This window comes from Rubellimicrobium mesophilum DSM 19309 (genome assembly GCF_000600335.2).
Lineage (GTDB): Bacteria > Pseudomonadota > Alphaproteobacteria > Rhodobacterales > Rhodobacteraceae > Rubellimicrobium > Rubellimicrobium mesophilum.
Window position 1 is genome coordinate 1 of the sequence record NZ_KK088563.1, and the last position, 13,050, is coordinate 13,050.

Annotated in this window: 12 protein-coding genes; 2 read left to right on the forward strand and 10 right to left on the reverse strand. The window is 71.0% G+C overall.

Annotated elements, in window-relative coordinates; translation table 11 throughout:
• The coding region (locus tag RUMESO_RS08450; protein ID WP_037279629.1) for an IS5 family transposase at positions 1 to 794 on the forward strand (794 nt) is incomplete at its 5' end.
• Between the two features lie 359 nt (positions 795 to 1,153).
• On the opposite strand, the gene RUMESO_RS08455 is transcribed toward RUMESO_RS08450, so the two are convergent.
• Positions 1,154 to 1,471: an antibiotic biosynthesis monooxygenase family protein gene (locus RUMESO_RS08455; protein ID WP_037279631.1), complete on the reverse strand. Its 318-nt coding sequence runs from the start codon at positions 1,469 to 1,471 to the stop codon at positions 1,154 to 1,156.
• A 219-nt stretch (positions 1,472 to 1,690) separates the two neighbouring features.
• Here RUMESO_RS08455 and RUMESO_RS08460 point away from each other — a divergent pair, with 219 nt between their 5' ends.
• A complete protein-coding gene (locus RUMESO_RS08460; RefSeq protein WP_037279633.1) occupies positions 1,691 to 1,891 on the forward strand; it encodes a CsbD family protein in 201 nt (66 codons plus the stop codon).
• A gap of 660 nt (positions 1,892 to 2,551) precedes the next feature.
• Here the strand turns inward: RUMESO_RS08460 and RUMESO_RS08465 are convergent.
• From RUMESO_RS08465 to RUMESO_RS08505, 9 genes are all read right to left on the reverse strand, one after another.
• A complete protein-coding gene (locus tag RUMESO_RS08465; protein ID WP_037279635.1) occupies positions 2,552 to 2,743 on the reverse strand; it encodes a hypothetical protein in 192 nt (63 codons plus the stop codon).
• A gap of 3 nt (positions 2,744 to 2,746) precedes the next feature.
• Entirely contained in the window at positions 2,747 to 2,932 is a 186-nt protein-coding gene (locus RUMESO_RS08470; RefSeq protein WP_037279637.1) for a hypothetical protein, read from the reverse strand.
• A gap of 4 nt (positions 2,933 to 2,936) precedes the next feature.
• Positions 2,937 to 3,176, reverse strand: coding sequence for a hypothetical protein (locus RUMESO_RS08475; RefSeq protein ID WP_037279639.1), 240 nt, complete (start codon positions 3,174 to 3,176; stop codon positions 2,937 to 2,939).
• A gap of 94 nt (positions 3,177 to 3,270) precedes the next feature.
• Positions 3,271 to 6,603: a PAS domain S-box protein gene (locus RUMESO_RS08480; protein WP_051521139.1), complete on the reverse strand. Its 3,333-nt coding sequence runs from the start codon at positions 6,601 to 6,603 to the stop codon at positions 3,271 to 3,273.
• A gap of 90 nt (positions 6,604 to 6,693) precedes the next feature.
• On the reverse strand, positions 6,694 to 7,500 hold the full coding sequence (locus RUMESO_RS08485) for a crotonase/enoyl-CoA hydratase family protein (protein WP_037279640.1): 807 nt from the start codon (positions 7,498 to 7,500) through the stop codon (positions 6,694 to 6,696).
• A 6-nt stretch (positions 7,501 to 7,506) separates the two neighbouring features.
• Positions 7,507 to 8,361: a hydroxymethylglutaryl-CoA lyase gene (locus RUMESO_RS08490; protein ID WP_037279641.1), complete on the reverse strand. Its 855-nt coding sequence runs from the start codon at positions 8,359 to 8,361 to the stop codon at positions 7,507 to 7,509.
• Positions 8,354 to 10,291 carry an acetyl-CoA carboxylase biotin carboxylase subunit gene (locus RUMESO_RS08495; protein WP_037279642.1) on the reverse strand — a complete coding sequence of 646 codons (1,938 nt, stop codon included), beginning with the start codon at positions 10,289 to 10,291 and terminating at the stop codon, positions 8,354 to 8,356. The genes RUMESO_RS08490 and RUMESO_RS08495 overlap by 8 nt, the downstream gene beginning before the upstream one ends.
• A 4-nt stretch (positions 10,292 to 10,295) precedes the next feature.
• Entirely contained in the window at positions 10,296 to 11,891 is a 1,596-nt protein-coding gene (locus RUMESO_RS08500) for a carboxyl transferase domain-containing protein (protein WP_037279643.1), read from the reverse strand.
• Positions 11,892 to 13,049: an acyl-CoA dehydrogenase family protein gene (locus RUMESO_RS08505; RefSeq protein ID WP_037279644.1), complete on the reverse strand. Its 1,158-nt coding sequence runs from the start codon at positions 13,047 to 13,049 to the stop codon at positions 11,892 to 11,894.
• Position 13,050 lies beyond the last annotated feature (1 nt).

Here is a 13,050-nt window from a genome sequence, read left to right on the forward strand (position 1 = left end):
CTGAGACCTTCTCTGACGCGGCGATCCAGTTCTGCCTCAGCATCAAGGTCCTGTTCGGGCTCGCTCTGCGGCAGACGATCGGGATGGTCGAGAGCCTGCTCAGGATGGCCGGTCTGGAGGACTGGCCGGTGCCGGACTACTCCACCCTGTGCCGGCGGCAGAAGACGGTGAGCATTCAGATCTCCTTTCGCCGCTCGGGCGGCAATCTGAACCTGCTGGTCGACAGCACCGGCGTGAAGATGCGCGGCGACGGCGAGTGGCAGGTGCGCAAGCATGGTCCTAGTCGCCGGCGGCAATGGCGTAAGGTGCATCTGGCCATGGATGCGGCCACGGGGGACATCCGGGCCGTGGAGTTCACCTCCAGCCAGACAGGCGACAGCCCGGTGCTGCCTGATCTGCTGGCGCAGATCCCAGCCGACCAGCCGATCGGTACCGTCACGGCCGACGGCGCCTACGACACCCGCACGTGCCACGCCGCCATCGCTGGGCGGGGTGGCACCGCCGTCATCCCAATCCGCAAGAACGGCCGCCTCTGGAAAGAGGATGGTCCCGCCGCCCGATCCAGGAACGAGAACCTGCGAACAACCAGGCACTTCGGCCGGGCCTTCTGGAAACGGCTGACGGGCTATCACGCCCGAAGTCGGATCGAAGCCCAGATGCTCCGCCTCAAAGCCTTTGGGGACCGCATCGCCTCACGCGACCCCGACCGCCAAGCCGCCGAGATCCACACCCGCATCGCCCTGATGAACCGCTTTTCAGCCCTGGGCAGGGCGGAGATCGTGCGCGCCGTCTGAACCGAAGGGGAAAGGGCCAAGCTCGGCCTCAGACCGAGTTATGCAACAACGCCACTTCGGAGCCATGATGCGAAGATGATGCCTTCAGGTTCCTTATTATCTTTTCGACTCGCCGAATTCTTCTAACTAGGTCGAGTTGGAATTCGCAAAGTTCCCTTGGTCGATCAAAAGGCGCAAGCCGCTTGAACTTATGGGCAAGCGAAAGAAAAGATCGTTGATAGGAGGCAATAACGGATCGCATACCAATGCTGCCTTCCTACTAACGCACAATTCACTATAGATCGTTCGGCACGTGGGTTTGCTTGGCGTGCAGGAGTACGCACCCTTCTGCCAAGAGTCTTCGGGGCGCGCCTCACCCCTCAATACACCCCCTCCACCTCATACATCACCGGCTCGAACCCCCGGCACAGCGCGTTGATCGCCCGGTTCCTCTCCCGCATCTCCGGCGTCCGCAACATCGCTTGATAATCCCCACGACTCGCCCACTGGGAGTAGTTGCAGACCCGCGTCCGGGCGTCGTTGACGTGGAGCGCCGCGCCCAGGAAGCCCGGCTGCTTCGAGATGCACTCGGCGAAGGCCGCCTGCAGCGCCTCGATCAGGTCGAAGGCCAGCGCGGGCGTGGTCTCGAAGGTGGTGATGATGGTCTGGCCACTGAAGTTCTGGCGGATTTCGGGCATGTCTCCCCTCCCCTGACGGTCCAAGGATGGCACGCACGGAGGCCGTCAGGGAAGGGCCACGAGACGGGCTCTCCGCCACGTCCACCTCCCGACGCCTTCGACGGCAAGCAGGTCGAGGGCAAGGTTCACGCCTCCCGGCGCCGAGGGCCGAGTTGCGCCTCACGGAACCGCGCGTTGCGCTTCCGGGTTTTCCCCATGAAACGAATCGGGAGATCCCTCATGAGCACCAGCGACGAAGACCGCGCGCGCGGCACCGCCCGCGACGTCGGCGGCAAGATCAAGGAAGGCCTCGGCAAGCTCACCGGCGACCGCGAGCTCCAGTCCGAGGGCAACCTCGACCAGGCCAAGGGCAAGGCCCAGAAGGCCTGGGGCGACCTCAAGGACGCCGTGACGCCGAAGCCCGATCCCGACGTCCGCTAGGACGCCCGGAGGCGCGGCCCCGATGCGGGCCGCGCCCCATCACGGCCGAGGTGGCGGTTCACCCGCCCCGGGGGCCGCCGTCACCCCTTCCCCACCCGTTCGAATGCAGGCCGCAGCCCAGCAGGGTGTTGCGTCGGGGGGTGTTGCGTGCGTTCGGGCCGTTTACCCCGCCTTAACCTTTATCGGGCACAGTGATTCCCACGCGCGGAGTTGAGACCCCCGGGGACCTGGCAAGGCACGCCCCACCGCTCGCGCAGAGGACCGGCCGCGACGCACGGCGACTGGAGCCCGAGCCGAGACAAGGAGGGGGTCCCGCGATGAACAAGTCCTTCCCCCGGCCGGGGACGGCACCGATGTCGAGCGCTCCTTCGGGAGAGGCCCATCCCTGCCCGTCCGCCGGAGCCCCCCGGGTGCTCAGCTCTTTACAGGACCGAGGAAGCCGGTCCACCCGGGATGACCGAACCGCCCCTGAGCGCGCATGGCAGCGCCCCGGCGGGAGGCCCTGGCCGCCGCGGGACGAGGTCCCGCCCCCGCCGGACGGAGTGGCGTCCGCTCCGGCGGCCCTCGGACACGACCTCCGGCGCGAGATGCACCCGCGCCGGGCGTAACGGTCCGAGACCCGAAACGGCCGCCCCGATCCCGGGGCGGCCGTCGGAAAGGCTATTTCTCCCGCTCGTTCCGCGAGTGGTGGCTGTCTTCCTCGCCGCCCCCGCCGGACTTGGCGCTCCGCTGCGGGCGATTCTCGGGATCGGCCCCGGGCTTGTCCACCCGAAGCGGCGCCTTGGCGTTCTCATGGGAGGCACCGGGGCCGCCCTGCCGGATGGTGTTCGGGCTCTTGTCGGAGGTGGACATGGCTTATCGATCCTGCTGGAGGCCCTGGTTGGTCGTGTTGACCTTGGTGTTGCCGGCCTGGCCGATCTTGTCGGGGTTCTGCTTCTGCGGGTTCCCGGCCTGGGTCCCGGCATCGACCTTGCGCGCCGTGTCGCCCGGCCCCTTGGGGCTCAGGTTCTCCGGCGGGATCGGGGGCATCTTGTGGGTCATGGGATCACTCCTCCTCGTCGGGGATATCGTTCTCGGGCGTCCGGCTCACCGAGTTGTCCTGGAGCTGCTCGATCTGCACCGCCTTGCTGTCGAGGCCGCGCTCGTCCGAGTGCTGGGCCTTGTCTCGGTTGGACAGGACGATGTTCTCCGGGATGTCCTCGGGCGCGATGTCCGTCATCGCTCCCGTCCCGTCGCCCTTGCCCTGGCTGCCCGGACCGAAGTGCTTGCGGCTTGCATGTGCCATGCGGCATCCCTCCGTGGTGCGGCCGGGCCGAGGCCCGGCGGGTCCAGGGTCAACCCCCGGACCAGTCGCTCCGTTCCCCCTCACGCGACGTCGGTCAGCCCGGCCGTCCCAGCGCCTCGCGGATCTTGGCCATCAGCGTCGCCACCGCGAAGGGCTTGGTCAGCAGCGCCATACCCGGTTCGAGGAACCCCTCGGAGATCGTGGCGCCCTCGGCGAAGCCGGTGACGAACAGCACGCGCAGCCCTGGCCGCAGGGCCCGCCCCTGGTCGGCGAGTTGGCGCCCGTCGAGGCCCGGCAGCCCCACGTCCGTGATGAGAAGGTCGATCCGCCGGCTCTCCTGCAGGAGCCGCAGCCCCGCGGGCCCGTCCGGCGCTTCCAGCGCCTCGTAGCCCAGCTCGCCGAGCACTTCCACGACGAGGTCGCGCACCACCGCCTCATCCTCGACCACGAGGACCGTCTGGCCCGCTTCGGCCAGGGGCGGCTCGGCCGGCGGCGCCTCGCCCGCGCCTTCCTCGGTCCCGCCGGCATGGCGCGGCAGGTAGAGCCGCACCGTCGTGCCCCGGCCCTCCTCCGATTGCACCTGGACGTGCCCTCCGGACTGTCGGGCGAAGCCATAGACCATCGAAAGGCCCAGGCCCGTGCCCTGGCCCAGGGGCTTGGTGGTGAAGAAGGGCTCGAAGACCCGCGCCAACACCTCGGGCGGCATCCCAATCCCGGTATCCGACACCACGATCGCAACGTAGTCGCCCGGTGCGACCTCGCGTGGCGAGGCCGCATCGGACCCGGCGAGCCTGACGTTCGTCGTCTCGATCGCCAGCCGCCCCCCGTCCGGCATGGCGTCCCGCGCGTTGATGCACAGGTTCAGGAGCGCGCTCTCGAGCTGTATCGGGTCGCAGAGCGTCCGCCAGAGCCCAGGTTCCAGTGTCAGCCCAAGGGCGATCCCAGGACCGAGCGTTCGACGCAGGAGATCCTCCACCCCGGCAACGAGGCGGTTCGCCTCGACGGGCTTCGGATCGAGGGGCTGCCGCCGCGAGAAGGCCAGGAGCCGGTGCGTCAGCGCCGCTGCCCTTTGGGCGGAGCTCATGGCAGCCTCGACGTAGCGGCCGACCTCTCCCGTCCGCCCCTGCCGCAGCCGCGCCTGCAGGAGGTCGAGCGAACCGATGATCCCCGCGAGGAGGTTGTTGAAGTCGTGGGCAATCCCGCCGGTGAGCTGCCCGACAGCCTCCATCTTCTGGCTCTGGCGCAGCGCCTCTTCGGCCTGCCGCTGCTCGGTCACGTCGCGCCCGATGGCATGGAATACCCCATCGCCGGGCACCGCGGTCCAGGACACCGTCCGCCAGGTCCCGTCCGCATGGCGCAGCCGGGCCTCGAACGCCACGATCCGGTCCCCTGCCCGCAACCGGGCCGCAGCGGTCAGGAAGCGCGTCCGGTCCCCCGGATGGATGATCTCGGTGAAGGGCGCGCTGAGGAGGGTCTCCTCCGGCCAGCCCAGCATCCGCGTCCAGGCCGGATTGACCTCGCGCCTGAGCCCGTCGAAGCCGAACACGCCCATGAGCTCGGTGGAGTTCTGCCAGATGCGGTCCCGCTCGGCGGTTCGGGCCTCGACCTCCGTCTCGAGGTCCTGGTTGAGTCGCCGAAGCTGCGCCTCGGCTGCCGCCCGGGCGGTGTCGTCCCGCATGGTCAGCACGGCCCCGACCTGATGCCCGTCCGGCGTCCGGACAGGTCGCGCGCCACCGACGGCCACGACCTCCCGCCCGTCGGACCGCCGGACGATCCATCGGACGTCCTCGACCGTCTCGCCCTTCAGGGCCGCCCGGCTCAGCGGCAGGTCCTCGGGCGGGAAGGGCTCGCCTTCGACGGTGAAGAGCCGGTAGCGCCGCGTGTAGTCCTCGGGCCCCACGCCAAGCTGCGCGGTCCCGTGGATGCGCCGCGCGGCCTCGTTGATGAAGACGATCCGACCGGCCTCGTCGGTGACGATCACCCCTTCGGCCAGTTGGCTGAGGATCGCGCCTGTCCGCGCGGCCTCCCGCTCGGCCTCCTCCCGCGCCGCCTGCAGCGCGCGCTCCGCTTCCTTCTGCTCGGTGAGGTCGAGCACGACACCATAGAAGCCGTCCACCGTCCCGTCGGCGTCGCGTCGCGGTAGGTAGTGGACCTGGGTATCGCGCCGGGTGCCCCGGGTCGCCGGCGTGACTGCGTCGAAGCGCATCGGCTCGCCCCGGAGCGCCGCCTCGATCCGGTCCCGGCGCTGGGCATAGGCCTCCTCGCCCAGGACCTCGCGGATCGTCCGGCCCAGCATCTCCGACCGGGGCACCTCGAACCAGTCCTCGTGGGCCTTGTTCATCACGACGTAGCGCTGGTCCCGCCCGATGAAGGACACGAGGAGCGGCAGCGCGTCGGCCAGGAGGCGGAGCTGCTCCTCCCGTTCCCGTACATGGGCCTCGGCCAAGGCCCTCTCGACGGCCGAGGCGGCGAACCGGGCGAGCTGCGCGACGAGGGCCTCATCGGCCTCGTCGAAGTCCCCGCCGCCCTCCTTGTCCGAGAGCTGGATGAGCCCGAGGTTGCGCCCGTCGCTGCCGACCAACGGGGTGGCGAGCCAACCGCGCATCGGGGGATGCCGCCCCGTCTCGGCACCGAAGCCCCGCAAGCGCGGATGCGCCAGCAGCTCCCGCTGCGTCATCCGCAAGGTACGGTGGCCCTCGGCGGCCCATTCGTGGACGCCCGATGCGTCGGTCAGGGCGTCGTGGCCGCGCCAGCGGGCGTATTTCTCGGACAGGTCCACCGCGACGATCGCCTGCGACCGGTCGGGTCCGCGAGTCAGGCTGCACGCCGCTTGGTGCGCGCCCACGACCCGCCGGGCCGCTTCCGCGATCGCCCGGACCGTGTCGTCGAGACGGGGCGCGGCGACGATGACCTGCGCCGCCTCCACCAGTGCCCTCAGTTGCTCGGTCCGCCGTCCTTGGTCGTACATGGCCTTGGGATCCTCGGTCCGGTCCCGGAGGATCCTGAGGAAGCCCGCCGCTCGTCCGCCCCGCAGCGGCATCAGAAGGTCCGTGGTCCAGATGAGCGAGCCATCCTTGCGGAGGTGCCAGCGCTCGACCTCGGCCCAGCCCTGGGCCAGCGCGACCTCCATCTCCCGCTCCGGGGCCTTGATCGCCCGGTCCTCCGGGGTGAACATCATGCGGCTGTCCGCGCCCAGCGCCTCGTGAGCGTCCCAGCCGAAGAGGAGGCGGGCAGCCTCGTTCCACTCGCCTATGCGCCCCTCGGAGTCGGTGACGACGACCGCATGTCCGACCGCAGGATCGAGGATCGGGTCGGAAGCGTCCCCCGAGCCGGCGGGCGCCGGACGCGACCGTCTCAGGGCCTCGCGCAACTCGGCGTTCTCGCGGTGGAGACGCGCGATCTCCTCGTCCTTCGACCCGGCTCCCATCGGTTCCGATCGGTCCCTCCCCTGGGTCCAAGTGGTCGGCTGCGGCAGCCTGTCCGTCAAGTCCAAGTCGCCCGCTCCCCACGATCCCCCTCAGGACGGAGGCGGGTCCCCCAGGCGCCAGGCGGGGTCGCGCCGTTCGAAGAAGGCTGCGACCCCCTCCCTCGCCTCCTCGGATTCCCATCGCTCCACAAGGGCCGCGATGGAGGCCTCGACCGTTGCGGCATCCACTCCGCCCCCGAGCGTCCGGATCAGCCGTTTCGCCGCCGCGACCGCCCCCGGTGCGCAGGCGAGGAACGCCCGGACCTCCTCCTCCACGCCGTCCCGCAGCCGCTCGGGGGGCACGACGCGGGTGAGGAGACCCAGGCTCAGCGCCTCGCGCGTGTCGAAGCGGCGCGAGGACAGCATGAGCCGCCGTGATGCGGCGACGCCGATCCGAGCGAGGATGTAGGGACCGATCGTCGCCGGGATCAGTCCCAGCCGGGTCTCGGTGAGCGCGAAGGTCGCGGCCTCGGCCTCGGCCCCGACCGCGACGTCGCAGACCGACAGGAGACCGACCCCGCCGCCGTAGGCCGGCCCCTGGACCTCGGCGACGAGGGGCTTGGGCAGGGTGTCGAGCGCCCGCAGCATCCCGGCGATGCGCCGCGCCTCGGCCGCCCGCGCGGCGCCGTCCGCCACCATCTGCTCGCGCATCCAGCCGAGGTCTCCACCGGCGCAGAAGGTCGGGCCCGCGGCAGCCAGCACGACGACGCGGACGGCGGGGTCCTGCCCCAGACGCTCCGCCGCCTCGGTCAGCTCCGAGATCATGGTGGCATCGAGCGCGTTGTGCCGCTCGGGCCGATCCAACGTCAGGCGGGCCACCCCGCGCCCATCGGTGTCGAGCATGATCGTCCGGAACATGGAGCCTCAGCCCTCCCTCAGGGACCGCGCCAGGGCCGTCGCCCGCGCCAGCGCCTCTCGGTCGAGCGCCGTCTCGTAGCCCAGCGTGGCGAGCCGCTCCGCCAGCGCCTCCGTCGCCACGTTGCCCGCGGCGCCCGGCGCGAAGGGGCAGCCCCCCAGCCCGCCGACGGAGGAGTCGAAGACCCGGAGCCCGTGCCCCAGGGCCACCTCGACGTTCTCCAGCGCCCGGCCGGACGTGTCGTGGAAGTGCCCGGCGAGCCGCTCGGGCGGCAGTTCCTCGAGCACGGCGCGGAGCATGGCGTCCACCCGTTCGGGCGTTCCGCGCCCCAGGGTCTCGCCTAGGCTGACCTCGTGGCAGCCCAGATCCCTGAGCGCCGCCGAGACCCGGGCGACCGAAGCCGGCGCGACCTCGCCGTCATAGGGACAGTCGGTCACGACCGAGACGTAGCCCCGGACAGGCATCTCGTCCCTATGGGCCATGTCCAGGATCGTGGCGATGCGATCCAGCGTCTCGGCCACGGTCGCATTCAGGTTGGCCCTGGCGAAGCCTTCGGAGGCGGCGGTGACGACCGCGACCTCATCCGCCCCGTCCGCCCGGGCGGCCTCGTAGCCCTTCAGGTTGGGCGCGAGCGCCATGTAGCGCGTGCCTGGCCTGCGGCCGATCCCGACCAGCACCTCGGCGCCGTCCGCCATCTGCGGCACCCATCTTGGGCTCACGAAGCTGGCCACCTCGATCCGCTGGAACCCGGCCTCGGAGAGCGCGTCCACCAGCGCGACCTTCCGGTCGGTCGGGATGATCCGCGCCTGGTTCTGCAGGCCATCGCGGGGCCCGACCTCCACGATCTCGACCGCCTCAGCCATCCTCGGCCTCCAACCGCACGAGGGGGGCGCCGGCCTCGACCTGCTCCCCTTCCGCGACCAGCACCTCGGCCACCCGGCCGTCGCGCGGCGCCGAGAGGGCGTGCTCCATCTTCATGGCCTCGACGACGACGAGCCGGTCGCCCTTGGCCACCGCCTGCCCCGCCGCCACGAGCACCGCCCGGACAAGACCGGGCATCGGGGAGGCCGTCACGTCGTGGCCCGTCGCATCCACGTCGCGGTCGAGGGGGTCGGAGTGGTCGAAGACCCAGGTCCCCTCGCGTCCGCCGAAGACCGTCACGCGGGTCGGCTCGGCGACCGCATCGAAGGCCGCACCACTGCCGATCCGCCATCCGTCCTCGCCTCGGGCGGCCTCGCGCGTCCGACCATCCATCGTGATCCGGGCGCCGCGCGGGCCAGCGAGTGCCAGGGTCACGGCCTGCGGCTCATCCTTCCATCGCAGGTCGACGCGCCGGGACAGGGGGGTCCAGAGGTGGAAGCCGGCCAAGGGGCCGTCCGCCGGTCCCGCCGCCGCCAGCGCGGCCACCGCGACCGCCTCGGGCGGGGGTGGGCCCGACGGGACCAGCCGGTCGAGGTCGCGCGCGATGAGGCCGGTGTCCACCTCGCCCGCCCGAACCCTCTCGTGTCGGACAAGCGCCGAGAGGAAGCCGAGGTTCGTGACGCAGCCGGCCACCCGTGTCTCGTCCAGCGCCCGTCCGAGCTTGACCAGCGCCTCGGCGCGCGTGGGCGCGAGGGCGACGAGCTTGGCGATCATCGGATCGTACCAGGGGGTGATCTCGTCCCCTTCGCGCACCCCGGTCTCGACCCGCACGCCGCCGGGGAAGCGCAGATGCGCGAGGCGCCCCGTCGCGGGGAGGAAGCCCGCCGGCACGTCCTCGGCATAGAGCCGGGCCTCGACGGCGTGACAGTGGAGGCGAAGGTCCTCCTGCCGGCGCGGCAGCGGCTCGCCGCTCGCGACCCGGAGCTGCCATTCGACGAGGTCCACGCCCGTCACGGCCTCGGTCACGGGATGCTCGACCTGGAGCCGGGTGTTCATCTCCATGAACCAGAACCGGCTGGGATGCAGGCCGTCCGAGGCGTCGGCGATGAACTCGACCGTGCCGGCGCCGCTGTAGCCGACCGCCATGGCCGCGCGCACCGCCGCCTCGCAGATCGCGGTGCGCATCGCGGGGGTCATGCCGGGGGCGGGTGCCTCCTCGATCACCTTCTGGTGGCGGCGCTGGAGCGAGCAGTCGCGCTCGAAGAGGTGGACGGCATGGATTCCGTCGCCGAAGACCTGCACCTCGATGTGGCGGGGGGTGGAGACGTATTTCTCGATCAGGACCGCGTCGTTGCCGAAGGCGCCTTTCGCCTCCCGCTTCGCGCCCTCCAGCGCCTCGGCGAACCGCGAAGGGTCGTCCACCCGCCGCATCCCCTTGCCGCCGCCGCCCGCGACGGCCTTGATGAGGATGGGATAGCCGATCCGCCGGGCCTCGCGGGACAGCCGCTCGGGCGACTGATCCTCGCCGTGGTAGCCAGGCACCACCGGGACGCCCGCCCGCTCCATCAGCGCCTTGGCGGCGTCCTTGAGGCCCATGGCGCGGATCGCCTTGGCCGATGGCCCGACGAAGACGAGGCCAGCCGCCGCGACGGCCTCGGCGAAGTCGGGGTTCTCGGAGAGGAAGCCGTAGCCGGGGTGGATCGCCTGCGCGCCCGTGGCGCGGGCGGCCTCGATGATCGCGGCGCCGTTCAGGTAGCTCTCGGCAGCCGGTGGAGGCCCGATCCGCACCGCCCGGTCGGCCATCGCGACGTGCCGCGCCTCGGCATCGGCGTCCGAGTAGACGGCCACCGTCTCGACGCCCAGCCTACGGGCCGTGTCGATGACGCGGCAGGCGATCTCTCCCCGGTTGGCGATCAGGATGCGCTGGAACATCGGGTCACATCCGGAAGACGCCGAAGCGCGTGGGCTCGGGCGGGGCGCCGAGGGCGGCAGCCAGCGACAGGGCCAGCACCTCGCGCGTGCGGCGCGGGTCGACGATGCCGTCGTCCCAGAGCCGGGCGGAGGCATAGAGCGGGTGGCTCTGGCGCTCGAACATCTCCAGGGTCGGGCGCTTGAACTCGGACTCCTCCGCGGGGTACCACTGGCCGCCGTTCCGCTCGATCCCCTCGCGCCGGACGGTGGCGAGGACGCCCGCCGCCTGCTCGCCGCCCATGACGCTGATGCGCGAGTTGGGCCAGGTCCAGAGGAAGCGCGGCGAGTAGGCCCGTCCGGCCATGCCGTAGTTGCCCGCGCCGAAGGAGCCGCCGACGATCACAGTCACCTTGGGCACGCCGGTCGTCGCCACGGCCGTGACCATCTTGGCGCCGTGGCGGGCGATGCCCTCGTTCTCGTAGCGACGGCCGACCATGAAGCCGGTGATGTTCTGGAGGAACACCAGCGGCACGCTCCGCTGGGAGCAGAGTTCCACGAAGTGCGCGCCTTTCTGGGCGGACTCGGAGAAGAGAACGCCGTTGTTGGCGACGATCCCGACCGGCTGGCCCATCACCTCGGCGAAACCGGTGACCAGCGTCTCGCCGAAGCGCGCCTTGAACTCGTCGAGTCGGGAGCCGTCCACGATGCGGGCGATGACCTCGCGGATATCGTACTGGGTGCGGAGGTCGGCGGGGACGAGGCCGAGGATCTCCTCGGGGTCGTGGGCGGGCGGCTCGCCCTCGGGGAGCGCGCCGGCCTTGCGGTTGAGGCTGGCCACGGCCCGGCGGGCGAGCGCGAGGGCGTGGAGGTCGTCCTCGGCGAGGTAGTCGGCGACGCCCGAGAGTCGGGTGTGCACGTCGGCGCCGCCCAAGTCCTCGGCGCTCACCACCTCGCCGGTCGCGGCCTTCACGAGGGGCGGTCCGGCGAGGAAGATGGTGCCTTGGTCGCGGACGATGATGGACACGTCCGACATGGCGGGGACATAGGCGCCTCCGGCGGTGCAGGAGCCCATGACGACGGCGACCTGGGGGATGCCCTTCGCGCTCATCCGGGCCTGGTTGTAGAAGATGCGGCCGAAGTGATCGCGGTCAGGGAAGACCTCGTCCTGGTTGGGGAGGTTCGCGCCGCCCGAGTCCACGAGGTAGACGCAAGGGAGATGGCACTCCTCCGCGATCTCCTGGGCGCGGAGGTGCTTCTTGACCGTCATCGGGTAGTAGGTCCCGCCCTTCACGGTGGCGTCGTTGCAGACCACCATGACCCAGATGCCGTGGATGCGCCCCACGCCGGCAATCAGGCCCGCCCCCGGTGCGGCGCCGTCGTACATCCCGTGCGCGGCGGTGGCGCCAATCTCGAGGAATGGCGAGCCGGCGTCGAGAAGGTTGCCGATGCGGTCGCGCGGGAGGAGCTTGCCGCGTGAGACGTGGCGCTGGCGGGCGGTCTCTCCGCCACCCTGAGCGGCGGATTCGGCGGCTTGTCGGACCAGCTCCAGCAGGGCGAGGTGCGCCGTGCGGTTGGCCTTGAAGGTCTCGGAACTGGGCTGGGCCTTGGTGTTCAGGCGCATTCAGAGACCCACCAGCTCGCGCCCGATCAGCATCCGGCGAATCTCCGAGGTGCCGGCGCCGATCTCCATGAGCTTGGCGTCGCGGAAGAGACGGCTCACGGTCGAGTCGTTCAGGAACCCCGCGCCGCCGAGCGCCTGCACCGCCTGATGCGCCTGCGCCATGGCCTGTTCGCTCGCGTAGAGGACGCAGCCCGCCGCGTCGGCCCGCGTGACCCGGCCGGCGTCGCAGGCGCGGGCGACCTCGTAGGTGTAGGCGCGGGCGGTGGCGAGGGCCACGTGCATGTCGGCGACCTTGGCCTGCATCAGTTGGAACGTGCCAATGGGCTGGCCGAACTGCTTGCGCTCTCGGACATAAGGGAGGACCTCGTCCAGGCAGGCGGCCATGATGCCGAGGCCGATGCCTGACAGCACGACGCGCTCGTAGTCGAGGCCGGACATGAGGACGCGGACGCCCCTCCCCTCCTCGCCCAGGACGTTCTCGGGCGGGACCTGGGCGCCATCGAAGACGAGCTCGCCGGTGTTGGAGCCGCGCATTCCCAGCTTGTCGAAATGCGGGGTCCGGGTGAAGCCGAGGGTGCCCGCGTCGACGAGGAAGGCGGTGATGCCCTTGGACCCGGCCTCGGGGTCGGTCTTGGCGTAGACGATGGCCACGTCGGCGTCGGGGCCGTTGGTGATCCAGTACTTGCCGCCGTGGAGGACATAGGCGTTGCCCACCTTCTCGGCACGGGTCCGCATACCGACCACGTCGGAGCCCGCCCCCGTCTCGGACATGGCGAGGGCGCCGACCCGGCGGCCCGCCACGAGGTCGGGGAGGGTGCGGCGCTTCTGGTCCTCGGTGCCGTTCAGGGCGATCTGGTTGACGCAGAGGTTGGAATGCGCGCCGTAGGAAAGCGCCACCGAGGCGGAGGCGCGGGCGATCTCCTCCACCGCGACCACATGGGCGAGGTAGCCAAGGCCGGTGCCGCCGAACTCCTCGGGGACGGTGAGGCCGAGGAGGCCCAGCTCGCCCATCTCGGGCCAGAGCTCGGGCGGGAAGCGGTTCTCGCGGTCGATCTCGGCGGCCATGGGCTTGAGGCGCTCCTGGGCCCAGCGGTGGACCATGGCGCGCAGCTCGTTCACGTCCTCGCCGAGGTCGAAGGTCATGGCGGCGTGGGTCATG

Bases quoted from the DNA above. Each gene is read 5' to 3' on its own strand.
- RUMESO_RS08455 (WP_037279631.1), bottom strand. From the start codon at position 1,471: ATGCCCGAAATCCGCCAGAACTTCAGTGGCCAGACCATCATCACCACC.
- RUMESO_RS08460 (WP_037279633.1), top strand. From the start codon at position 1,691: ATGAGCACCAGCGACGAAGACCGCGCGCGCGGCACCGCCCGCGACGTC.
- RUMESO_RS08465 (WP_037279635.1), bottom strand. From the start codon at position 2,743: ATGTCCACCTCCGACAAGAGCCCGAACACCATCCGGCAGGGCGGCCCC.
- RUMESO_RS08470 (WP_037279637.1), bottom strand. From the start codon at position 2,932: ATGACCCACAAGATGCCCCCGATCCCGCCGGAGAACCTGAGCCCCAAG.
- RUMESO_RS08475 (WP_037279639.1), bottom strand. From the start codon at position 3,176: ATGGCACATGCAAGCCGCAAGCACTTCGGTCCGGGCAGCCAGGGCAAG.
- RUMESO_RS08480 (WP_051521139.1), bottom strand. From the start codon at position 6,603: ATGGGAGCCGGGTCGAAGGACGAGGAGATCGCGCGTCTCCACCGCGAG.
- RUMESO_RS08485 (WP_037279640.1), bottom strand. From the start codon at position 7,500: ATGTTCCGGACGATCATGCTCGACACCGATGGGCGCGGGGTGGCCCGC.
- RUMESO_RS08490 (WP_037279641.1), bottom strand. From the start codon at position 8,361: ATGGCTGAGGCGGTCGAGATCGTGGAGGTCGGGCCCCGCGATGGCCTG.
- RUMESO_RS08495 (WP_037279642.1), bottom strand. From the start codon at position 10,291: ATGTTCCAGCGCATCCTGATCGCCAACCGGGGAGAGATCGCCTGCCGC.
- RUMESO_RS08500 (WP_037279643.1), bottom strand. From the start codon at position 11,891: ATGCGCCTGAACACCAAGGCCCAGCCCAGTTCCGAGACCTTCAAGGCC.
- RUMESO_RS08505 (WP_037279644.1), bottom strand. From the start codon at position 13,049: ATGACCCACGCCGCCATGACCTTCGACCTCGGCGAGGACGTGAACGAG.